Genomic DNA, 22,358 nt, shown 5'->3' on the forward strand with positions numbered 1-22,358 from the left:
CAGTTTGGCCAAGCCCATGGCAACCGCTTCCGCTCCGCGCTACGCGCGGGTAGCTTGGAATGCGCCTATTACTCTAACGATTTGATGGATCGGAGTGTCTGTGCACGACGACAGGCTCATCACCGAAGCCCGCATCGACAGGTTCGTTCGTGACCGCCTCGAGGCCAGTGTCTATCGCCGGACCGTGCCGCTGCGGGCCGAGCGCTGGGACGCCCCCGGAGAGCCGGTCCCGGCGAAGGAGGCGATCGCCCAGGAGTACGTGCCCACGGGCCGGGGTGAGGCCTGGGGGCCGGCCTGGCGCACCACGTGGCTGCGTCTCACGGGGGAGGTCCCCGAGGGCTGGGGCGCCGAGGGCTTCGCGGTCGAGGCCCTCGTGGATCTGGGCTTCACGGCTCAGCAGCCGGGCTTCCAATGCGAGGGCCAGGCCTGGCGGCCCGACGGCGCGCCGATCAAGGCGCTCAACCCGAGAAACGCGTACATCCCGGTCGCGGCGCTCGGGGGCGGCCCCGGCGTCGACTTCTACGTCGAGGCCGCGGCGAACCCGGACGTCACGCAGGGCTGGCAGTTCATCCCCACGGCCCAGGGCGACCCCGAGACGGCGAGCCCCGAGCCCCTCTACCGCTTCGGCGCGATGGCGCTCGCCGAGCGCGATGTCGAGGTGTGGGAGCTCCTTCAGGACGTGCTGAGCCTGCGTGGGCTCATGCACGAGCTCCCCATGGACCGGCCGCGGCGGTACGAGATCCTCCGCGCGCTCGAAAGCGTCTGCGATCTCGTGGACCCCGACGACGTCTCCGGAACCGCCACGGCAGGCCGCGAGGCGCTTGCGCCCGTTCTTTCCGCCCCGGCCTCGAACAGCGCGCTCCGCCTCGTCGCGACCGGCCACGCGCACATCGACTCCGCGTGGCTGTGGCCCGTCCGCGAGACGGTCCGCAAGTGCGCGCGCACGTTCTCCAACGTCGTGACGCTCATGGACGAGGACCCCGAGCTGACGTTCTCGTGCTCGTCGGCGCAGCAGCTCCAGTGGATCAAGGACGGCTATCCGGAGCTTTTCGAACGGATCAAGGAGAAGGTCGCCGAGGGGCGGTTCATGCCCGTGGGCGGCATGTGGGTCGAATCGGACGCGAACATGCCGGGAAGCGAGGCGATGGCCCGCCAGTTCGTCGAGGGCAAGCGCTTCTTCCTCGAGGAGTTCGGCGTCGAGTGCGAGGAGGCGTGGCTTCCCGACTCGTTCGGCTACTCGGCGTCGCTCCCGCAGATTGTCCGAGCGGCGGGGGAGCGCTACTTCCTCACCCAGAAGACGTCCTGGAACCAGGTCAACCGGATCCCGCACCACAGCTTCCTGTGGGAGGGGATCGACGGGAGCCGCGTCTTCACGCACTTCCCGCCGACGGACAACTACAACTCCGACCTCGCGGCCTCCGAGCTCGCCCACGCCGAGCGCAACTTCCGCGACAAGGGGCGCGCGACCCTGGGCCTCGTCCCGTTCGGCTATGGCGACGGCGGCGGAGGCCCCACGCGCGAGATGCTCGCGGCCGCGCGCCGCGCCCGCGACGTGGAGGGCTCGCCGCGCGTCGAGCTAGGCGTGGCGCGCGACTTCTTCGCGGCGGCAGAGGCCGAGTACAGCGATCCGCCCGTGTGGACCGGGGAGATGTACCTCGAGAAGCACCGCGGCACGTACACGTCCCAGGCCCGCACCAAGCGCGGCAACCGACGCTGCGAGCACCTGCTCCGCGAGGCCGAGCTGTGGTGCGCCACGGCTTCGGTCCGCGCTGGCGTGGCCTATCCGGCCGACGAGCTGCGGCGCCTCTGGCGCATCGTCCTGCTCCAGCAGTTCCACGACATTCTGCCCGGGAGCTCGATCGCGTGGGTCTATCGCGACGCTGAGCGGAACTACGAGACGGTCGCGGCCGAGCTCGAGGGCCTCATCGCGGGCGCGGTGGGCGCGCTCGTCGGCGAGGGCGGTACCGAGCTCCTGCTCAACTCGGCGCCCCACACCAGGGGTGGGGTGCGCGCTCTGGGCGCGGCCGCCGTCGTGCGTTCCTCAGGCGACGCGAGGCTCGGCGAGTGGACAGCGGACGACGGCGGGCGGCGCTGGGTCCTCGACAACGGCCTGGTTCGCGCGGCGGTCGACGAGCGCGGCCTGCTCGTCTCGCTGCAGGACCTGGCGACACGACGCGAGGCCATCGCGCCCGGCGCCGCGGGCAATCTGCTCGAGCTTCACCGTGACACGCCCAACGAGTGGGATGCGTGGGACATCGACCCGTTCTACCGGCGCACGGTCACGGAGCTCAGCGACGCGACGTCCGTCGAGGCGTCGATGGGGGGCGAGGGGGAGGCGATCGTCGAGGTGCGGCGCGAGTTCCGCTCGTCGGCGATCGTGCAGCGGATCGTGCTTGCGCCGGGCGCAGCGTCGATCCGGATCGAAACCGTGGTCGATTGGCACGAACACGAAAAGCTCCTCAAGCTCGGCTTCCCGCTCGATCTCCGGGCGGAGCGCTCGGCGTCGGAGATCCAGTTTGGCCACGTGTTCCGTGACATCCCGACGAACACCTCGTGGGACTGGGCCCGCTTCGAGACGTGCGCGCACCGCTGGACGCATGTGGGCGAAGGCTCGTACGGCGTCGCGGTGACGAATTCGTCCACGTACGGGCACGACGTCACGAGGGCTGTTCGGGCCGACGGCGGCACGACGACGACTCTGCGGCTCTCGCTCCTCAAGGCGCCCACGTACCCCGACCCGCAGGCCGATCAGGGCCGCCACGAGTTCACCGTGACGGTGCGCCCGGGAGCCTCGATCGCGGACGCGGTCGAGGAGGGCTACCGCACCAACCTCGAGCCTCGGATCGTCCGCGGGGGCCGTGAGGTCGAGCCGCTCGTCGTCGTCGACAACCCGGGCGTGGTGGTCGAGGCGGTCAAGCTCGCCGAGGACGGCTCGGGCGACGTGGTGGTGCGCCTGTACGAGGCGCTGGGGGAGCGGGCCGCCGTGACGGTGGCGCCGGGCTTCGAGGCCGCGTGCGCCGAATCGGTGGACCTGCTCGAACGCCCGCTCTCGCCTTCGGATGCATCGGTGGGCGCCCGGATCGAGCCGCTCGAGGGCGGCTCCGTGGCGATGAGCCTGCGGCCGTTCCAGCTGGTGACCCTGCGATTCCGCCGCGAGTCTTAGGCGGATTCGGGGCCGGTCTTAGGCAGCCCAGGGCCAGTCTTAGGCAACCCAAGGCCGGTCTTAGGCGCCCAAAGTGTGGGAAAACGGCTGAGGGGTGGCGGCCCGTAGGCCGCCGCCCCTCATCCCCCCAATGCAGAACCGCCCATCCCCCTGACAGGTCGTGTTCACACATTCATGATTCTGGCACACGGTAATGATTTTGTGAACCCGTTACTCAAGAGTGTGGATTTTTTACGCGGTTACGGCCCACCGAAACCTTTTCTCGACGTCGCGCCGCGAGCGAGGAAAGCCACACGAGGGCGAGCCCCGCGCACACGAACAGGATGGTTCCGTAGTTGATGGCCTGGGCCAGTGACAGCGCTTCGGCGGGGAGGACGGTGATGATGTTGGAGATCGCCAGGAGGACATAGCCCGCCCAGAGGAGCGCCGCCGCGACTCTGAGGGACGCGCGGCCAGGACGGCCGGCGGCGCCCCACAGCGCGGGGAGCACCGCGATTCCCGTGAAGGAGGGGTAGACGCGGCCGAGCGTCCCGTACAGGGGCGTCCACGGCCAGACGTCGTGGCCCATGAAGCCCGCTGCGGAGGCGCCGGGCCCCGAGAGGACGAAGCTCACCACGAGGAGGGCCGAGCACGCGGCGAGGAAGCCGAGCCCCCACGGCCCCGTGAGCAGGCGTGCCGCCCGCCGGGCCGCGAACGCGGCGGCGACGCGGAGTGCGAGCAGGAGGGCCACGCCGTAGATGATGAAGCGCAGCAGCAGATTCGCGAAGTTCTGCCCGCCGAGCAACGCATCGGTGGCCACGTACGGCCCGGGGAGGCTCAGGAGGATCGCGAAGGCGAGGAGCGCGAAGAACGCGCACAGCGAGCGGTTCCGCCCGCGGACGGCGTCCGGGACCCGCACGAGCGCGAGGACGGCGGTGACGGCGAAGGTCGCCCAGGCAAGCCACGTCATCCGAGGTGCTCCCAAGCTCGGCGGTCCGCGCGGTCGTCGTGCTCCTGGCGCTTGAGCCCGCGGCCCAGGGCCGCGAGGCGCTCGGCCGCGAGGAGCGTGAGCTCAGCGTCGCTCAGGCGGGACAGCGCGTCCTCGACGGCCGACGGCGGCCACCCCGCCTCCTCGGCGGTCACGAGGCCGGTGACCACGAGCCCATTGCGCAGGCCGACCCCCGCCTCGCGTGCGGTGCGGACCGCGAGTTCGGGGGCGAGGCGGTTCGCGCTCAGCTGCGCCGAGTAGTTCTGGGGGGCGATACCTGCCGCGGCGCTCACGCGCTGGCGGAGCTCGCCGTCGTCAATCGCCTCGACCCACTGCCGCACGCCCGCCGCCTCGCCGACCAGCCCGGCGGGGGTCGGCGGGGACTGGCTCCCGGCCCGGACGAGGATCTCGCGGAGGAGCCGCGCCGTGGGGGTCTGGCTGAGGACCTCGGCGTCGGTGGGCGGCGCGAGGCTCGCCGCGAGCTCGGTGTAGGGCTCGAACTCGGCGAGCCCGAGTACCGGGTTGCGCCCGTACGCGCGGGCGACGGCGACGACCGTGGTCTCCGCGACCTTGCCGCGGACGAGCTGCTGGGCGAGCGTGCTCCGCTTGACCCCCGACTGCCTGCACACGTCCGCGGTGCTCGACCCGGGGGCCAGCTGGCTCACCCAGTGTTGGAAAGCAATCGCGGAAACGGACATTCAGGACCTTTTCTCAGGCCGCCGGGGTGGGTCCCCGGGGCAGCGGCATGTCGACGGCTTTGATTTTACGATGCGCTGGGCGTGGTCTATGCTTGAACACAAGCCCGCCGGCTCGCGCACCCCCCAATCGCGAGCCGGCGGGCGTTTCAATTTCTCCGGCCAGCCGTTCCGATCAGCCGCTCCGGCAGGGCCAGGCGCTCAGCCTTCGGTGAACCGCGCGCAGGATTGTCGGGCCCGGGCCCTATCCTTACTCGCGAAAGGGCGGTGACCGGCGCATGAGCATGGATCGGGCTGCATGGGGCTACATGCACGCGATGGGTAAGGCCAAGGAAGGGCCCACCCCGTTCAACAAGGCCACGTTCAGGCGTGTGCTGCGCTTCGCAAGACCGTACAGATGGCGGCTGCTGGTCTTCCTCGTCGTGTCGATCCTCGGCGCGGCCGTCTCGGTCGCCACGCCGCTCCTCGCGGGGCAGGTCATCGACGCGATCGTGGCGCGAAGTGGCCTCGGCCCCGTCGCGTTCCTCGCCGTGCTCATCGCGATTCTCGCGATCGCGGACGCCGCTCTGAGCCTCCTCGCTCGCTGGCTCTCCGCGGTGATCGGCGAGGGCGTCATCCTCGACCTGCGCCGCGCGGTGTTTGACCACGTGCAGAAGATGCCCATCGCGTTCTTCATGCGGACCCGCACGGGCGCGCTCGTGAGCCGCCTCAACAATGACGTCATCGGCGCACAATCCGCGTTCGCGGGGACGCTGAGCGGGATCGTGAGCAACAGCGTCTCGCTCATCCTCACGGTCGCTGTCATGGTCCAGAAGTCGTGGCTCGTGACGCTCCTTTCGCTCCTGCTGCTCCCGCTGTTCCTCCTCCCCGCGAGGCGCATGGGCGCGAAGATCGCCGAGATGCGGCGCGAAGCGGCCGAGTACAACGCCGCGATGGGCAACCAGATGACGGAGCGCTTCTCCGCGCCGGGGGCCACGCTCATCAAGCTCTTCGGGCGCCCGGCCGACGAATCGGCCGAGTTCGCGCTCAAGGCCAAGGCCGTGCGGGACATTGGGGTGCGCTCCGCGGTCCTCGCGTTCGTGTTCCTGACCTCCCTCACGCTCGTGTCCTCGCTCGCGCTCGCCCTCGTGTACGGCGTGGGCGGCTGGCTTGCCGTCAACGGCACGATGGCCGCAGGCGACGTCGTGGTCCTCGCGCTCCTCCTGACCAAGCTGTACGCGCCCATCACGGCGCTCTCGAACGCGCGCGTGGACATCATGAGCGCGCTCGTGAGCTTCGAGCGCGTGTACGAGGTACTCGACCTCGTGCCGCTCATTCGAGAGAAGGACGACGCGCGGGCCCTCCCGGGCGGGCCGGTCTCCCTCGAGTTCGATGACGTGCGCTTCTCCTACCCTTCCGCGGACAAGGTCTCCCTCGCCTCGCTCGAGGAGGTCGCCGTCCTCGACGCGCGCGGCGGCGAGGAGGTGCTCCACGGGCTCTCGTTCCGCGTCGATCCGGGGCAGACCGTCGCGCTCGTCGGCTCCTCCGGCGCCGGGAAGTCGACGACCGCGCAGCTCATCGCGCGCCTGTACGACGTCGATGAGGGCGCCGTGCGGATCGGCGGGGTCGACGTGCGCGACACGACGTTCGAATCGCTCCGCGGAACCGTGGGGATGGTCACCCAGGACGGCCACCTGTTCCACGAGTCGATCGAGGCAAACCTGCGGCTCGCGCAGCCCGGCGCGTCGGACGACGAACTGTGGGACGCGCTGCGTCGTGCACGGCTCGACGCGATGGTCCGAGCGCTCCCGGACGGACTCGAGACAGTCGTGGGGGAGCGCGGCTACCGGCTCTCGGGCGGCGAGCGCCAGCGACTCACGATTGCGCGGCTCCTCCTCGCCCAGCCGCGCGTCGTCATTCTCGACGAAGCGACGGCATCGCTCGACTCGACGAATGAGGCGGCCGTCCAGGCCGCCCTCACCGAGGCCCTTGACGGCCGCACGGCGCTCGTGATCGCCCACCGCCTCTCGACGATCCGCGCCGCGGACCAGATCCTCGTGGTCGAGGATGGCCGGATCGTGGAGCGCGGCACGCACGGCGAACTGCTCGCCGCCGACGGCCGCTATGCCGAGCTGTACAACACCCAGTTCGCCCACGCCGTCGCCATCGCGGAAGACGCAGGGGTTGACCTCGCGAGCTGACCCGCCGCCGGTTGGAGCCCGCGCCCGGGGCGCAAGCCGCTAGCCTCGAGGGGTGACTTCCCGGATTGTCGTCTCAGCCGTCTGCGTCTTTTCGCGTGAGGGCTGGCTCCTGACCGTGCGCAAGCGTGGCACGGAGCGGTTCATGCACCCAGGCGGCAAGCCCGAGCAGGGCGAGAGCGCCGCCGAGGCGGCGAGCCGCGAGCTTGCCGAGGAAGTCGGGATCGACGTGGAGCCGGACGCGCTGGAATATGTTGGCTTCTGGGTGGCACGCGCCGCGAATGAGGCCGGCACGGACATCGAGGCCACCGTCTTCAGCGCCCCCGGCGTGCACGATCCCGCCGAGATCAGCGCGTCCGCCGAGATCGCCGAGCTTCGGTGGCTCGACCTCGGGGCCGAGCTGCCCGCCGACCTCGCGCCGCTCCTCACCGACCACGTTCTCCCCGCGCTCGCCTCGGCTCGCGGCTGGGAGCCGAGTGAGAAGTCCGCTAACCCCGAGTGAACGCTTGGTGACACCAGGCCCGAAAGGCCGTACTGACCGGTAACCTAGGTGGCCATGACCATTTCTCGCCGCAACTTCATTTCCTCGGCCGCCGTGGCCGCGGTGGGCGCGGCCGCCGTTCCGGCCGCAGCCCAAGGCCCCGCACCGCAGCTGGCGGCCAACGTCGCGCCCACGGCCCTGCCCGCCCCGGCCGCCTCCGGGATCGACCACATCGTCGTCGTGATGATGGAGAACCGCTCGTTCGATCACTTCGCCGGCTGGCTTCCCGGAAGCAACGGCCGGCAATCGGGGCTCACCTACGTGGATCGCTACGGCGTCCCGCACGGGACCCACCACCTCACCGACTACCAGGGCTGCAGCCATCCGGACCCCGACCACTCGTACGAGGGTGGGCGGATCGAGTTCAACAAGGGCAAATGCGACGGATGGCTCCGCGCCGGCGACAACGACGACTTCGCGATCGGCTACTACACGGCAGACGACCTCAAGTTCTGGGCCCAAGCCGCCCCGGGATGGACGGTGTGCGACAACTACTACGCCGCCGTCATGGCGGAGACCTACCCGAACCGCTTCTACCAGCACTCGGCGCAGACCGACCGGACCCACAATTCGACGGCCACCGCGACGATGCCCACCATCTGGGACAGCCTCGCTGCCGCGGGCGTTTCGGGCCGTTACTACTTCTCCGACGTGCCGTTCCTCGCCCTGTGGGGCACGAAGTACCTGCCGATCTCGTCCCCGTACGCCCAATTCCTGAGCGATTGCTCGGCCGGCACGCTGCCTTCGGTGAGCTTCGTCGATCCGCGCTTCATGGATGAGGGGTCCGGCACCTCGGGCGACGACCACCCCCACGCGGACATCCGGTCCGGCGAGCTGTTCCTGAATGAGGTCTACCACGCCGTGACGACCTCGCCCGCATGGTCGCGTACCCTCCTCGTGGTCAACTTCGACGAGTGGGGCGGCTTCTTCGACCACGTCGCCCCGGGCACGGCCCCCGACACGAGCCCGACGACGGCCCTGCGCGGCTTCCGCGTTCCCGCCCTCGTGGTCTCCCCCTACGCCCGGCGCTCCAACGTGGCCTCCGGCGTCTACGACCACACGTCTGTCCTCAAGGCGATCGAGTGGCGCTGGGGCCTCCCCGCGCTCACGCCCCGCGACGCGAACGCGAACAACCTCGCCGAGGTCCTAGACTTCGCGTCTGCCCCGAACCTCTCTGCGCCGCAGTACCTCGTGCCTCCGTTCGTCGCAGGCGCCGCCTGCACGCCGCTCCCCGGCGGCGACCCCGAGGACGAATGGCACCCCCTCAAAGCGAAGGCCATCGCGGAAGGATGGAAGCTCTCATGACCCGCAGCACCCTCACCGCGATCGCGCGGCGCCGGCCCCTCGCCGTCGTCCTCGCGGCCATCGCCGTGCTCGCCCTCGCATCCGTCGCGCTCGTGCGCACGGGCCTCGGGCAGGCCTCCGCCGACGATCAGGCGCCGCGCTACCTCCCGCCGAGCGCGCACGTGTTCGTCATCAACCTCGAGAACAAGGGCTTCGACGAGACGTGGGGGCCGGCGTCGCAGGCGCCATACCTCTCGCAGACGCTGCGCTCGCAGGGCGCGCTGCTCAACTCGTACTACGGGATCGGGCACAACTCGCTCGACAACTACATCGCCCAGGTCTCGGGCCAGGGCCCGAACCCTCAAACGCAGGGCGACTGCCAGGTCTACTCGCCGTTCGCCCAGACGGGCACGGCTCCGCAGGGGCAGGCCGTGGGCAGCGGCTGCGTCTACCCGCAGGGGGTCACGACCGTGGCTGACCAGCTCACGGGGGCCGGGAAGACGTGGAAGGGCTACATGGAGGACATGGGCACGCCGTGCCGCCACCCCCAGCTCGGCGCCGTCGATGACACCCAGAAGGCCCGCGTGGGCGACCAGTACGCGGCCAGGCACAACCCGTTCGTGTACTTCCAGAGCATCATTGGCTCGCCGGCGTGCGCCGCGAACGACGTCGACCTCTCCGCCCTGAGCGGCGATCTCGCCTCCGCCTCGACGACCCCGAGCGTCTCCTTCATCACCCCCAACCTGTGCCACGACGGCCACGATGCGCCGTGCGTCAACGGCGAACCGGGCGGGCTCGCGTCCGCGGACGCGTGGCTCAAGAACTGGGTGCCGACCATCACGAACTCCCCGGCGTTCAAGCAGGACGGCGTCCTCGTCATCACGTTCGACGAGTCCGACGGGCCCCAGCAGGATGCGAGTGCGTGCTGCGGCGAGGGACCGGGGCCCAACTCCCCGCTGCCGGGCATCACGGGGCTCGGCGGCGGCCGGGTCGGGGCGCTCGTGCTCTCGCCGTTCACGGCGGGCGGGACGTGGTCCACGACGTCCTACAACCACTACAGCCTGCTCGCGAGCATCGAGGACCTGTTCGGCCTCCCGTACCTCGGCTACGCGGGCACCCCGGGCCTCAACCGATTTGGCCTCGACGTCTACAACAAGGGCGTCTGAGGGAGAGCTGACCCTTCGCCGGGTGGGAGGTGGCCCCTCGTCAGGGGGAGGGTCCACCCCGGCGTCGGGTCACCGTGGAGGGCCCGGCGAAGGAGGCTCGTGAGGAGCAGATCCTTCGCCGGGCCCGTGACGTCCCATTCGTAGCGGAACTCGTCCGGACCGAGGGCCGCGTACGTGACGCGGTAGCGATCCGGGTCGCACCAGTGCTCGGCGTGCCATCCCGCTGGCTCGGAGTCCGCGGCGTCGGAGGGACCGGAGTCCGTGCCGCCGAGCCGGACCGGGTGGAAGAAGCGGCCGTCGGGGAAGAAGACGTCCATGGTGTTGGGGTTGTCGCCGGGCCGCCACACATACTCGCGGCTCGCCGGCCCCTCGTGGTCTCCCCAGCGCACGGTGCCGTGTTCGCGCTGAAGGAGGGCGGCGCCGTCGTCCGCGTCCTCGAAGACGACGGTCCCGGAGAAGCTGCCGCGCGCGCCGCTCGAGCGGTCCAGCATGGTGCGCTCGACCGTCCACGTGCCGCGCAAGAACAGCGCCAGATCAGCCACCTGATACGACAAGTGCCCCCGACCGGAATCGAACCGATGGCCTGCCCTTTAGGAGAGGGCCGCTCTATCCTACTGAGCTACGGGGGCCCGCCCGGGGTTCCCGGGCACGCTCTCAAGCATATCGGGTCGCGGCACCGGCACGCTGCGCTACGCCGTCGGTGCCCCCGGCTATGGTTGCCTCATGCGCTCGAGGCATGCCTTCCCCGCCCCCGCGGACGTCCGTCACTATCTGGGCGCTTGGTCTGCCGTGAGCGTGGTCCAGTTCTTCGTCGCGGAGGCCGCCGTGGCCCTCGCGTGGGCGGGCGAGAGCGCCTACAACTACGCCATGAACGTGATCAGCGACCTCGGCGCGGCGCACTGCGCCATCCACTACGGCCGGTACGTCTGCTCGCCGCTCAACTGGCTCATGGACGGTTCGTTCGTGCTCCAGGGTCTCGGGCTCATCGTGGCGGCGCTGCTCATCACCACGGCGGTGCTGCGCGTCGCCGCACACGGCCCGTCCGTCCGCGCGCACGCTCGCCTCGCCGCGGCGGTCTCGGCGGCAGGGACGGCGCGGGTTGCGCGTGATCACCCCGCCGTGCGGCGCGGCGGGATCGTGGCGCTCGCGGTCCGCATCCTCTTCGGGGTCGGAGGGGTCGGGCTCATCGTCGTGGGGCTCGTCCAGGAGGACATCGTCGAGTGGATCCACGGGGGCGCCGCGCTGGCCTACTTCGCGAGCGCCGCGCTCGCGCTCATCGTGCTCGGCGCGCAGTGGCGGCGCCGGACGCGCGCGGGCTGGGTGCTCATCGTCCTCGGCGGGATCGCCGCGGTGGCCACCGTGGCCCTCGTCGTGACGCATCTCCAGGTCCCGTACCCGGGTGCGCTCGAGCGCGCGATCGTCTACCCGATCACGCTCGGGATCGCGATCATGGGCTCCGTGATCGCATCCGGCGCGCGGCGGACGCGCGCCGAGATCAGGCGGCTTGCGACGCCGCAGCCCTCCTCCGGCGCGAGCTGAGCACCGCGGACGCGGCCCAGAGCAGCGGCACGAGCGCGAACAGGACCCAGCCCGCGACCACGAGCACCGCGGCCAGAATCGCCTGCCCCGCGCTGAACGGCTGCGAACCGAGCGCCGTGTCGATCGCCACGTTGCCCCCCACGCGGACGACGACGAACGCCCCCACGAGCGCGAATCCCGCCCACCGCGCGGCCCGCTCGCGCACCCACGCGCCGAACACGAGGGCGAACGCGAGGCCGAACACGAGCGCGAAGATCGTGCCGGCCGTCTTGTGGACGTAGCTGAGCTGCCCGAGTGCGTCAGCGTTCATCGCCCCGCGGAGCTGCTCGACATAGGCCGGCGTGAAGCCCGCGACCATCGAGTCCGGCATGGCAAGGCCGCCGCTGAGCTGGGTCATCTGAGGGAGCGTGAGCAGGTGGAAATACCAGAACATGAACACAGTCGCGCCGAGCGCGGCGATGATGATGAGCTTCGGGTTGCCCTCCGCCTGCTGCGGCTTCGGGGCGGCCGGCTGGGCGGGAACGCGGGCGCCGGGACGCGCGGAAGGGGCGACGGCGGCCCGGTCACCGTGCTTGCGGGCGCGCTGGGCGGGGGTCTTGGACATGCTCCCATTATCGTAGGCTGGTTACCGTGCCCGAGCTGACGCATGACCTGGCCCTCGACCCTTCCCTCGACGACGCCGCGCTCGCGGCCGCCCTCGTGCGCAACGCCGGGGGTCTCGCCCTCCGCATGCGCCGCGAGGGGCTGTCCGCGGAGCGGAAGACCTCCGTCTCCGACATCGTCACGGCCGCCGACAAGGCCGCCGAGGCCTACGTCGTCGCGCAGTTGGGGCGTTGCCGCCCCGACGACGGCGTGTTCGGCGAGGAGGGCGCATCCGTGCCCTCGACCTCCGGCCGCACGTGGGTCATCGACCCCGTGGACGGCACATACAACTTCTTCTCGGGCTCGCGCTACTGGTGCTCCGCGATTGCGCTGCGCGGCGAGGCAAGCACGAGCGAGACCGATCCCGAGGTCCAACTCGGCGCGATCTACCAGCCGCAGGAGGACAAGCTGTGGGTCGGCGGGGACGGTACGCCGTCGACGCTCAACGGCGAGCCGCTCGCGGGCCCCGACGACGCGCGCCTCGGACTGCTCGGCACGGCGACCTCGATCCAGCCCAAGTGGCTCGAGCAGCCGCTCTCGGCGATGCCGTGGCACAACGCCGCCGTGAAGGCCGCCTCGATCCGGATCCTCGGCTCGGGCTCGTGCGATCTGGCCCGCGTCGCAGAGGGCGAGATCGGCGCGTGGTTCCAGCATTCATGCCCCCAATGGGACTGGCTGCCCGGCAAGGCGATCGTCCGCGGGGCGGGCGGGACCACGGGCACGGTGGTGGTCAACGGCCTCACATGGTTTGCCGCGGGCGGAACGACGGCGGTCGGGGAGATCCTCGACGCGCTCGCCGAGGTCCAGTTCGCCTGACTCGGGGAGCCCTTGACCTGCACTTCGCGCGGTGCTGTGCTGGAGTGACCCCGGAGGCGAAGGCTAAGGAGGGAGCACGATGGTCAGCGTAGAAGGCCAGGATCCGGTCCACGCCCTCACCGAGGAAGAGGACCCGTCGCTGGACTACTCGGTAGAGCCCGACATGCCCATCTGGGACGAGGAGGACGGCCTCATCGACAGCGAGGAGGTCGTGGTCATCGAGGCGGACGAGGCCGACGTGGTCGAGCAGCATCGGAGCGCCGAAGCCTAGCCGGCGGCACGGAGCGGCCCCACAGCGCCGGGCATTGCCCGGTTCTGGCGGTTCGCGGGAAAATTGACCCAGGCAATGCCCGGCACGAAGTCATTGGACGGGGCCCGGCGGCCCTGGTGCTCGCGCTCGTGGCACTGCCGCGGAAAGCGAGGTCGCTGTGTTCGAGTACTTCACTGAAGCTCATGAGCTCTTCGTCTATCGGCTGGGGATCGCCCGCGGTACGAGCCGCCGTAACATCGTGACGCTTGGCACGCTCGAGCAACACGCTCAGCGCCGCGAGGTCAACGCCCTCATGCGGGATCTTCAGGAGGCGGCGCGCTCCCACGCGGCCGTCCTGGAGGACATCTTCGCCGACTTGGAGCGCAACGTCGCGGTGCCCGCGGGCCACACCGCGGACGGCCTCGACCACGAGGCGCACGTCGTGCTGCGCAAGACGGACAACTCGATCATGGACCTGGCCGTCCTGCCTCTCGCACTCGAGGTCGTGTACGGCGCGCTCGCCGCGTACGAGCCCCTCGCGTACTACGCGCGGGATTGGCTCGACGAGGGCATCGCGTCCCGGCTCGAGAAGATCCTCGTGGACCTGCTGTCCGCGCGGAACCGCGTGCTCGATCTGACGCGCGAGGTGTTTGCGAGCAGCGAGACGGTCGAGGCGACCACGGACTGATGTGACGGAAGGTCGAGAGGAGGAAACCATGAGTGAATCGACGACCGACGGCGAGCCGCGGGTCGAGAACCCCGACGGTGGGCGCGAGCCGATCCAGCCGGCGGACGGGGCGCCGCGGCACACGAGGCAGGAGCCCGGCGCGCCGCACTCGAAGGTGGGCCATTTCATGCGGACCATGGGCCGTCTCCGCAGCGTCTACGGGCCAGCCGCGCACCGCGATCCACGCGAGGCCGAGGCGCACGGGCACAATCCCGAGGACGTCAAGGAGTTCGAGGAGCTCGAAGGCATCGACGTCAAGACTGACTCGGAGGGCCACCACTACGGCGTGCGCAAGGAGCCTCCCGCCGAATAGGGCGGCGCGGGCGGGTTGGGCCATGAGTGTCGGGACTGAGTCGAATCTGCGGTGCGCCGGAGTGCCGGGGTGAGGACTTAAAATAGCTCTCATCATGGAGATGCTCTTCGACCCGTACGCTGACCTGCCCAAGCCCGGCACGCCCGGGGGCGCGGAAGAGCCGGAAGGCGGCGACGAGAGTCACGGCGCGCCCCCGGATCGCGGAGGCATGGCGCCTCCCGCGTGGGCCTCGAGCGATCCCGAAGCCGCCGCACAGTCTTTCGTGCCGCCGTCGGCCGTTCAGCCCTCGGCGGAAGCCGAGCAGCTCCTCGACGGGCTCAACCCGCAGCAGCGCGAGGCGGTGATCCATGCTGGGAGCCCGCTGCTCATCGTGGCCGGCGCGGGCTCCGGCAAGACGCGCGTGCTCTCGCATCGCATCGCGTACCTCATCGCGACCCGGCGCGCGCACCACGGCGAGATCCTCGCGATCACGTTCACGAACAAGGCTGCCGCGGAGATGCGGGAGCGCATCGAAGGCCTTGTGGGCGAGCGCGCCAAGCGCATGTGGATCTCGACGTTCCACTCCTCGTGCGTGCGGATCCTGCGGCGCGAGGCCTCCTCCGTGGGCCTCAATTCGAACTTCTCGATCTACGACTCGGCTGACTCGCTCAGGCTCATCACCCTCGTCCACAAGGGGCTCGAGCTGGACCCGAAGCGCGTGGCGCCCAAGGCCGTGCAGCACAAGATCTCCGCGCTCAAGAACGAGCTCATCGACGCGGACGACTTCGCGTCGCGGGCCAACATGAGCGATCCGTTCGAGGCCGGCGTCGCCGAGGTCTACAAGGGCTACGCGGAGCGGCTTCGGCAGTCGAACGCGATGGACTTCGACGACCTCATCGCGCAGACCGTCTACATGTTCCGGGCGTTCCCCGCGATCGCGGACGGCTACCGGCGCCGGTTCCGGCACATCCTCGTGGACGAGTACCAGGACACGAACCACGCACAGTACGCGCTCGTGCGGGAGCTCGTGGGGGAGGGCCCCGGGGCATCGGAGCTCACCGTGGTCGGCGATTCCGACCAGTCGATCTACGCGTTCCGCGGCGCGGACATCCGCAACATCGTCGAGTTCGAGAAGGACTACCCCGAAGCCCGGACCATCAAGCTCGAGCAGAACTACCGCTCGACCCAGACCATCCTCTCCGCAGCCAACGCGGTCATCTCGCGCAACCCCAATCGACCCGAGAAGACCCTGTGGACGGCTGCGGGCAACGGAGAGAAGATCATCGGCTACGCGGCCGAGAACGAGCACGAGGAGGCCCGCTTCATCGCGGGCGAGATCGACCGGCTCGTCGACTCGGGCGACTACCGCCCGGGTGACGTCTCGGTGTTCTACCGCACGAACGCGCAGTCCCGAAGCCTCGAGGAAATCCTCATGCGCGTCGGGCTGCCGTACAAGGTCGTGGGTGGCACGCGCTTCTACGAGCGCAAGGAGATCAAGGACGCGCTCGCCTACCTGCGCGTGCTCGTCAACCCGGACGACGACGTCAACCTCCGCCGCGTGATCAACGAGCCCAAGCGCGGGATCGGGGACCGCGCGGAGGGCGCGATCGCCGCGCTCGCCGAGCGGGACCGCACCTCGTTCATGGCCGCGATGCGCCGAGCCGACGAGGCCCCCGCGATGGCGACCCGTTCGGTCAACGCGGTCAAGGGCTTCGTGAAGCTCCTCGACGACCTCGCCGTCGTCGCTGCGGGCTCGGGTGCCGTGGCTGCGCTCGAGGCCGTCCTCGAGCAGACCGGCTACCTCGCCGCGCTCCGGAACTCGACGGACCCCCAGGACGAGTCGCGCGTCGAGAACCTCGCCGAGCTCGTCGCGGTCGTGCGCGAATACGAGCGCGACAATCCGGAGGGCTCGCTCTCGGAGTTCCTCGAGCAGGTTTCGCTCGTCGCGGATGCGGACCAGATCCCCGACGCGCCGGGCGCCACGGCTGCCGAGGTCGAGGCGGCCGTCGCGGAGGCGAAGCGGCAGGGCGTCGTCACGCTCATGACCCTGCACACGGCGAAGGGGCTCGAGTTCCCGATCGTGTTCCTCACCGGCATGGAGCACGGCGTGTTCCCGCACCGGCGTTCCGCGACCGATCCCGAGGAGCTCGCCGAGGAGCGGCGCCTCGCGTACGTGGGCCTCACGCGGGCCCGCGAGCGGCTGTACCTCACGCGCTCGGAGGTCCGGAGCCTGTGGGGCCAGAGCGAGTACTACCCCGCGAGCCAGTTCCTCGGCGAGGTGCCGGCCGAGCTCATCGATTGGAAGCGCGAGGGCTCGGCGCGGCCGCCCGCGGTGGGGACGGCGGGGGACCGCTCCTCGTCGCGATTCTCGGGCTCCTACTGGGGCTCGGGGGCGAGCCGCAACGCGCAGTTCGACGCGATCTCTTCCCCGCTCGCGTCCGTGCGCGCCAATCGCGTGCAGCCGCAAAAAGAGGTCATCTCCGTCTCGGTCGGAGACAAGGTCAACCACACGGCGTTCGGCGACGGGACCGTCATCGGCGTCGAGGGCTCGGGAGACAAGACCGTCGCGAAGGTGACGTTCTCGGTCGGGGAGAAGCGGCTCCTCCTGCGCTACGCACCCCTGACGAAGGTGGGCTGACCCACCGTCGCACCCCGCGCCGTCGTCCGCGGATTCTACGGGTTGTAGAGCTGTGCGGTTGGTCACGAAACCGGGCTCGGAGGGACGGCGCCCCCAGGGAGGGACTAGAGTTTCCCCTTGGAGCACTGGGCCCGCCGACGGGGGAGCTCCCGCTGGCGAACCACGGTGATCCGATGTCAGAACTACTTCGACGTAGAGGACACTGAACCGTGGACCTGTTTGAATATCAGGCGCGCGATCTGTTCGAGGCACACGGCGTGCCCGTGCTGGCCGGAATCGTTGCGCACACCCCTGAGGAAGCCAAGGCTGCTGCCGAGAAGATCGGCGGAGTGACCGTCGTCAAGGCGCAGGTCAAGGTCGGAGGCCGCGGCAAGGCCGGCGGCGTCAAGGTCGCGAAGTCCCCCGACGAGGCGTTCGCGCACGCGCAGAACATCCTCGGCATGGACATCAAGGGCCACACGGTCAAGAAGGTCATGATCGCGGCCGGCGCGGACATCGCCGAGGAGTACTACTTCTCCGTGCTGCTGGACCGCTCGAACCGCAACTACCTCGCCATGTGCTCGGTTGAGGGCGGCATGGAGATCGAGCAGCTCGCCGTCGAGCGCCCCGAGGCGCTCGCGCGGATCGCGGTCGACCCGGGCACGGGCATCGACCAGGCCAAGGCCGCCGAGATCGCGGAGGCCGCGGGCTTCGCCCCCGAGCTCCACGCGAAGGTCGCGAACGTCATCCTCAAGCTGTGGGACGTCTTCAAGGGTGAGGACGCCACGCTCGTCGAGGTCAACCCGCTGGTCAAGACCGGCTCCGGTGACCTGATCGCGCTCGACGGCAAGGTCTCGCTCGACGAGAACGCCGCGATTCGCCACAAGGAGCACGAGGAGCTCTCCGACAAGGATTCCGAGGACCCGCTCGAGGCCAAGGCCAAGGCCCTGGACCTCAACTACGTCAAGCTCGACGGCGAGGTCGGCATCATCGGCAACGGCGCGGGCCTCGTCATGTCGACGCTCGACGTCGTCGCGTACGCCGGCGAGGCGCACGGGAACGTCAAGCCGGCGAACTTCCTCGACATCGGCGGCGGCGCCTCGGCCGAGGTCATGGCGAACGGGCTCTCGATCATCCTCGGCGACCCGCAGGTCAAGAGCGTGTTCGTGAACGTCTTCGGTGGCATCACGGCGTGCGACGCTGTGGCCAACGGCATCGTGGGCGCCCTCGCCAAGCTCGGCGACTCGGCGAACAAGCCGCTCGTGGTGCGCCTCGACGGCAACAACGTCGACGAGGGCCGCCGCATCCTCCACGAGGCCAACCACCCGCTGGTCACCCTCGCGGAGAACATGGACCAGGGCGCCGACAAGGCCGCCGAGCTCGCTTACGCTGCGAAGTAAGGGACGAAGAATCATGTCGATCTTCCTCAACAAGAACAACAAGGTCATCGTCCAGGGCATCACGGGCAGCGAGGGCTCCAAGCACACCGCCCGCATGCTCGCGGCCGGAACGAACGTGGTGGGCGGCGTGAACGCCCGCAAGGCCGGCACGACCGTCAAGCACGCCGACCAGCACGGGACCGAGATCGAGCTCCCCGTGTTCGCCTCGGTCAAGGAGGCCATGGCCGAGACCGGCGCCGACACGTCGATCGTGTTCGTCCCGCCGGCGTTCACGAAGGACGCTGTGGTCGAGGCGATCGAGGCCGAGATCGGCCTCGTCGTGGTCATCACCGAGGGCGTTCCGGTTCAGGACTCCGCCGAGTTCTGGGCGCTCGCGCAGTCCAAGAAGGACGTCGAGGGCCGGCAGATCACGCGCATCATCGGCCCGAACTGCCCCGGCATCATCACCCCGGGCGAGGCGCTCGTGGGCATCACACCGGCGAACATCACGGGCAAGGGCGGCGTTGGCCTCGTCTCGAAGTCCGGCACGCTGACCTACCAGATGATGTACGAGCTCCGTGACCTCGGCTTCTCGACCGCGATCGGCATCGGTGGCGACCCGGTCATCGGCACGACGCACATCGACGCCCTCGCGGCGTTCGAGGCGGACCCCGAGACGAAGGCGATCGTCATGATCGGCGAGATCGGCGGCGACGCCGAGGAGCGCGCGGCCGAGTTCATCAAGAACAACGTCACGAAGCCCGTGGTCGGCTACGTGGCCGGCTTCACCGCGCCCGAGGGCAAGACGATGGGCCACGCCGGTGCCATCGTCTCCGGCTCCTCCGGCACGGCCCAGGCCAAGAAGGAGGCCCTCGAGGCCGCGGGCGTCAGGGTCGGCAAGACCCCGTCCGAGACCGCGCACCTCCTCCGCACGGTCTACCCGACCCACGAGGTGCAGTCGAACCTCTGATTCTGCGTGCGCCGTCACGTCCGCGGGGTCCACACCCTGCGGACGTGACGGCGCAACGAAACGTACGACGGCGGCCGGTGCCTCCCGCGGGGAAGGGGCCGGCCGCCGTCGCACGTGTTGGGGGTCAGCTTCCGAGGGAGCTGGCGCGCGGGAGGCGACCCTTGGCAGCGCGGGCAGCGATCCGATCCGCGATGAAGCGCGCGTCCCGCCCGACGCCGCCCACGAGGTGCGAGTAGAAGCCCCGCTGGAAGATGAGCCCGACGAAGAACAGGCCCGGCACGCCGTTGGCCGCGCCCTCGGTCTCGGCCGGGTACCCGTCGTCGCCGGCGCGGAGCGGGCGAACGAACGAATAGTCCGGGCGATAGCCCGTGCACCACACGACGTTGGCGACGTCGAGGACGGTTCCGTCGTCGAGAAGAGGCAGGTCGTCCCGCGAGCCGACCGTGCGGGCCTGCGTCCGCCGGACGCCCGCGGCGTCGAGGTCGGCACGCCGCGTGCGGATGAGCGGGGAGCCCCCGCCGCGGATCTTGGAACGCATCGTGCGGCCGATCGGCGTCTTGAGGGTGAACACCCGATTCGCCAAGAACCACATGATGGGCCCACCAATCCGCTCGTCCACGGGAATCTCGCCGTGGTGCCGGCCTGAAAGCCACGTCTCGTGCCCGGCCCGCGCGACCTCGAGGGCGATGTCCGCCCCCGACTGGCTTGCGCCCACGACGAGCACGGGACCCGGGAGAAGCTGGCCCGGCCGACGGTACCCGATTGAATGCAGCTGGCGAATGCCCGGGTCGAGCTCCGCTGCCACGCTGGGGATCTTGGGGACCGCGTCGCTGCCCATCGCGAGAACGACATTGCTCGCCGTCAGCCGGCCCGCGCTCGTCTCGAGCACGAAGCCGCCGCCTGAGTCGGTGTCTACCGACGTCACGCGGACGCCTGTGCGCACCGGAACGCCGATGAGGCTCGAGTACGTTTCGAGGTAATCCGCGAGTTCCGCCGCCGTGGGGTACGCCGTGCGGCGGCCGGGGTATGGCATCCCGGGGAGCCCGTTGAAGCGGGCTTGGGTGAAGAGGCGGAGGGAGTCGTATCGCTCGCGCCACTGGTCGCCGATCCGATCGCGCTTCTCGAGGACGACGCATTCCCGGCCAGCCTGGGCCAACCAATACGCGCTCGCGAGTCCGGCCTGTCCGCCCCCGACGACGACGGTTTCGACGCGATCGCCGCCGCCGGCCTCAGCGTCCCGCGCGAGGGGCTCGATGCTGGTCATGATGCCCTCCTGAGCCAAGGGCCCGCCGTTCGGGCCACTGATTCGACGGTACGGCGGGCGGGTGAGCCGCCGCGTCGGGCGGATCGTGCAAATCGCCGCGCGCGGGCGTGGGTAATTCTGTGCAGCCCCGGGCTTGCGCCGTCACGTCTGCAGGGTGCACACCCTGCAGACGTGACGGCGCAACGGTCAGGGGCGCGCGAGGAGGCCGTGGTCGTACGCGTAGGCCGTCGCGGCGGCGCGCGAGGCGATCCCGAGCTTCGTGTAGATGTTCGCCAAATGACGCGCCACGGTCTTCTCGCTCAGCACGAGTTCCTGGGCAACGGCCCGGTTGGTGAGCCCTTTGGCCACGAGCCGCACGACGTCCAGTTCGCGCGCGGTGAGGGGCCCGGACGACGGCGCGTGGCCGGGGAGCGCCGCGAGGTCGGGCTGGGCGCCGAGCCGTTCGAACGTCCCGCGGGCAGCCTCGACCTCGAGGGCGGCGGCGTCGTCGTCGCCGAGGGCCGCATAGCAGTGGCCGAGAGTCGCGCGAGCCCGCGCCTCGGGGTAGGGCATTCCGAGGTCGTGCCACGCGAGGGACGCCTCGCGAAGCTTCGCGACGGCGAGGGCGGCCTCGCCGGACGCGCAGAGGGCTGTTCCGGCGGCCGTGAGCGCAAGGGCCCTCGGCAACGCCGAACCGTTCGAGTCCGCGAGCCGGGCCAGCTCTTCGGCGCCCGCCGCCGCAGCGGCGTGATCGCCGGCCGCGGCCATGACGTCGACGAAGGCGGGGAGGAACTCGGCGCGCTCTCCGGGCAGGCTCAGCTCGGAGTTGAGCCGCCGCGCCGAAACGGCGGCCGCGTCCGTGCGTCCCTGCGCGAGACGCAGGAGCATGAGCCCGGGTTCGGGCCGACGCCCGGCCGCGTTCGCGAGCCGGTAGGCGTCTTCGGCCTGGGCGAACCGGCCCGCGAGCCGGTGAAGCTCGCCCAGCTGATAGTGCGCATGGCCGGTGTCGATCGGCAAGAGCCGCTGGCTCGCGGTGACGGCTTCATCGAGGGCCCCCTGCCAGTCGCCGTCGAACATCTTCACGACAGAGCGGTGGACGAGGCACAGTCCGCGGAACGGCACGAGATCGGGGTGCTGGGCGCACCAGTCGGTCGCGGCCGTGGTCCAGTCGCGCGCTCGCGCGACGTCGGACGCCTTGAGCGACGCCGCGATCACCGAGCAGTATGCGATCCCGTTGACGAGGGGAGTCCGCACCTCGCCGGACGTCACGGCTGCCATCGCCTCGTCGAGTTCGGCAAGGCCCTCCGACGTGCTGCCGAGGCGCAGGAGGGCCCAGCCCGCGGTGAGCCGCGACAGCACCTCGGTGTCCGTGTCCCTCGCCGGGCGCGCGATCACGATCGCCTCGCGGGACAGGTCAAGGGCGTGCTTCACATCGGCCGGATTCGAGGACTCGAGCGCAACGCGGCCCAGTCCCGTGGCGACGAGAGCGCGCTCGGCGTCGAGGCCCTCGTCGTCGACGATCCCGGCCATCCGGCGGCCCCATGACTCGGCGCGGGCCGCATCGCGCCGCGTGGAGTGCGTCACAGCGAGCCAAAACGCGGTGCGGGCGGCAGCGGCGCCGTCGTTCGCGTCGAGGAAGCCGCGGAAGGCGCGGCCCAGGAGGTCGATGCACTGCTGCTCGCGGCCCACGAGGAATGCGCTGAACGCGTAACGCGTGAGGTCGACGGCGGGGAGCGGCTCGGCACTGTCGGCGCGCTCGAACGCCGTCAGCGCGTCGGTCCAAGAGTGGGCGTCGTAGAGCCGACGGCCGTCGTCGGGCAGGGTCTGGGGCATGCGGACCACCTCGCTGACGAGCATAGACCGCAGTAGGTTGGGAGCTGAACACCCGGG

At 70.4% G+C, this 22,358-nt stretch carries 19 protein-coding genes and 1 tRNA gene; 13 read left to right on the plus strand and 7 right to left on the minus strand.

Annotated features, from left to right (window positions below; all coding sequences use genetic code 11):
* Nucleotides 1–100: 100 nt before the first annotated feature.
* Nucleotides 101–3,163 carry an alpha-mannosidase gene (locus ACOKR1_RS05380; protein WP_422936559.1) on the plus strand — a complete coding sequence of 1,021 codons (3,063 nt, stop codon included), beginning with the start codon at nt 101–103 and terminating at the stop codon, nt 3,161–3,163.
* Nucleotides 3,164–3,377: 214 nt separating this feature from the next.
* Here ACOKR1_RS05380 and ACOKR1_RS05385 read toward each other — a convergent pair whose 3' ends face one another.
* Both ACOKR1_RS05385 and ACOKR1_RS05390 read right to left on the minus strand, forming a co-directional pair.
* A complete protein-coding gene (locus tag ACOKR1_RS05385; protein ID WP_422935691.1) occupies nt 3,378–4,112 on the minus strand; it encodes a hypothetical protein in 735 nt (244 codons plus the stop codon).
* Nucleotides 4,109–4,828, minus strand: a complete 720-nt coding sequence (locus ACOKR1_RS05390) for a hypothetical protein (RefSeq protein ID WP_422935692.1) — start codon at nt 4,826–4,828, stop codon at nt 4,109–4,111. Before ACOKR1_RS05390 ends, ACOKR1_RS05385 begins: the two co-directional genes overlap by 4 nt.
* Nucleotides 4,829–5,103: 275 nt before the next feature.
* Between ACOKR1_RS05390 and ACOKR1_RS05395 the strand changes: the two genes are divergently transcribed.
* From ACOKR1_RS05395 to ACOKR1_RS05410, 4 genes are read left to right on the plus strand one after another with little or no spacing between them, the layout of a single operon-like run.
* Entirely contained in the window at nt 5,104–7,005 is a 1,902-nt protein-coding gene (locus ACOKR1_RS05395; RefSeq protein ID WP_422935693.1) for an ABC transporter ATP-binding protein, read from the plus strand.
* A gap of 52 nt (nt 7,006–7,057) precedes the next feature.
* Entirely contained in the window at nt 7,058–7,504 is a 447-nt protein-coding gene (locus ACOKR1_RS05400; RefSeq protein WP_422935694.1) for an NUDIX hydrolase, read from the plus strand.
* Between the two features lie 54 nt (nt 7,505–7,558).
* Nucleotides 7,559–8,848: an alkaline phosphatase family protein gene (locus tag ACOKR1_RS05405; protein ID WP_422935695.1), complete on the plus strand. Its 1,290-nt coding sequence runs from the start codon at nt 7,559–7,561 to the stop codon at nt 8,846–8,848.
* Nucleotides 8,845–9,993, plus strand: a complete 1,149-nt coding sequence (locus tag ACOKR1_RS05410; protein ID WP_422935696.1) for an alkaline phosphatase family protein — start codon at nt 8,845–8,847, stop codon at nt 9,991–9,993. Before ACOKR1_RS05405 ends, ACOKR1_RS05410 begins: the two co-directional genes overlap by 4 nt.
* Here ACOKR1_RS05410 and ACOKR1_RS05415 read toward each other — a convergent pair.
* Nucleotides 9,975–10,535, minus strand: coding sequence for a DUF6314 family protein (locus tag ACOKR1_RS05415; RefSeq protein WP_422935697.1), 561 nt, complete (start codon nt 10,533–10,535; stop codon nt 9,975–9,977). The genes ACOKR1_RS05410 and ACOKR1_RS05415 overlap by 19 nt on opposite strands.
* A 13-nt stretch (nt 10,536–10,548) precedes the next feature.
* A tRNA-Arg gene (locus ACOKR1_RS05420) sits at nt 10,549–10,622 on the minus strand.
* A 94-nt stretch (nt 10,623–10,716) separates the two neighbouring features.
* On the opposite strand from ACOKR1_RS05420, the gene ACOKR1_RS05425 reads away from it, so the two are divergent.
* Nucleotides 10,717–11,532 carry a DUF998 domain-containing protein gene (locus tag ACOKR1_RS05425; protein ID WP_422935698.1) on the plus strand — a complete coding sequence of 272 codons (816 nt, stop codon included), beginning with the start codon at nt 10,717–10,719 and terminating at the stop codon, nt 11,530–11,532.
* Here the strand turns inward: ACOKR1_RS05425 and ACOKR1_RS05430 are convergent.
* Nucleotides 11,489–12,136 (minus strand): hypothetical protein, encoded by a 648-nt coding sequence (locus tag ACOKR1_RS05430; protein WP_422935699.1) that lies wholly within the window; start codon nt 12,134–12,136, stop codon nt 11,489–11,491. The genes ACOKR1_RS05425 and ACOKR1_RS05430 overlap by 44 nt on opposite strands.
* 35 nt (nt 12,137–12,171) lie before the next feature.
* Here ACOKR1_RS05430 and ACOKR1_RS05435 point away from each other — a divergent pair, with 35 nt between their 5' ends.
* The 7 genes from ACOKR1_RS05435 to sucD all read left to right on the plus strand — a co-directional run bounded on the left by ACOKR1_RS05435 (nt 12,172) and on the right by sucD (nt 19,225).
* Entirely contained in the window at nt 12,172–12,990 is an 819-nt protein-coding gene (locus ACOKR1_RS05435) for an inositol monophosphatase family protein (RefSeq protein WP_422936560.1), read from the plus strand.
* 79 nt (nt 12,991–13,069) lie between these two features.
* On the plus strand, nt 13,070–13,261 hold the full coding sequence (locus tag ACOKR1_RS05440; protein WP_422935700.1) for a hypothetical protein: 192 nt from the start codon (nt 13,070–13,072) through the stop codon (nt 13,259–13,261).
* 157 nt (nt 13,262–13,418) lie between these two features.
* Nucleotides 13,419–13,928, plus strand: coding sequence for a DUF892 family protein (locus ACOKR1_RS05445; protein ID WP_415855599.1), 510 nt, complete (start codon nt 13,419–13,421; stop codon nt 13,926–13,928).
* 28 nt (nt 13,929–13,956) lie between these two features.
* Complete coding sequence (locus ACOKR1_RS05450) at nt 13,957–14,280, plus strand: hypothetical protein (protein ID WP_422935701.1); 324 nt, start codon at nt 13,957–13,959, stop codon at nt 14,278–14,280.
* 94 nt (nt 14,281–14,374) lie between these two features.
* On the plus strand, nt 14,375–16,897 hold the full coding sequence (gene pcrA, locus ACOKR1_RS05455; protein WP_422935702.1) for a DNA helicase PcrA: 2,523 nt from the start codon (nt 14,375–14,377) through the stop codon (nt 16,895–16,897).
* Between the two features lie 209 nt (nt 16,898–17,106).
* Nucleotides 17,107–18,276 (plus strand): ADP-forming succinate--CoA ligase subunit beta, encoded by a 1,170-nt coding sequence (gene sucC / locus ACOKR1_RS05460; protein ID WP_422935703.1) that lies wholly within the window; start codon nt 17,107–17,109, stop codon nt 18,274–18,276.
* Between the two features lie 13 nt (nt 18,277–18,289).
* Nucleotides 18,290–19,225: a succinate--CoA ligase subunit alpha gene (gene sucD / locus ACOKR1_RS05465; protein ID WP_422935704.1), complete on the plus strand. Its 936-nt coding sequence runs from the start codon at nt 18,290–18,292 to the stop codon at nt 19,223–19,225.
* A gap of 124 nt (nt 19,226–19,349) precedes the next feature.
* Here the strand turns inward: sucD and ACOKR1_RS05470 are convergent, their stop codons facing one another.
* Entirely contained in the window at nt 19,350–20,489 is a 1,140-nt protein-coding gene (locus ACOKR1_RS05470) for a flavin-containing monooxygenase (protein ID WP_422935705.1), read from the minus strand.
* Between the two features lie 186 nt (nt 20,490–20,675).
* Nucleotides 20,676–22,325 (minus strand): LuxR C-terminal-related transcriptional regulator, encoded by a 1,650-nt coding sequence (locus ACOKR1_RS05475; protein WP_422935706.1) that lies wholly within the window; start codon nt 22,323–22,325, stop codon nt 20,676–20,678.
* Between the last annotated feature and the right edge of the window lie 33 nt (nt 22,326–22,358).

It is taken from the genome of Sinomonas sp. P47F7 (assembly GCF_049332655.1).
Taxonomy (GTDB): Bacteria; Actinomycetota; Actinomycetes; order Actinomycetales; family Micrococcaceae; genus Sinomonas.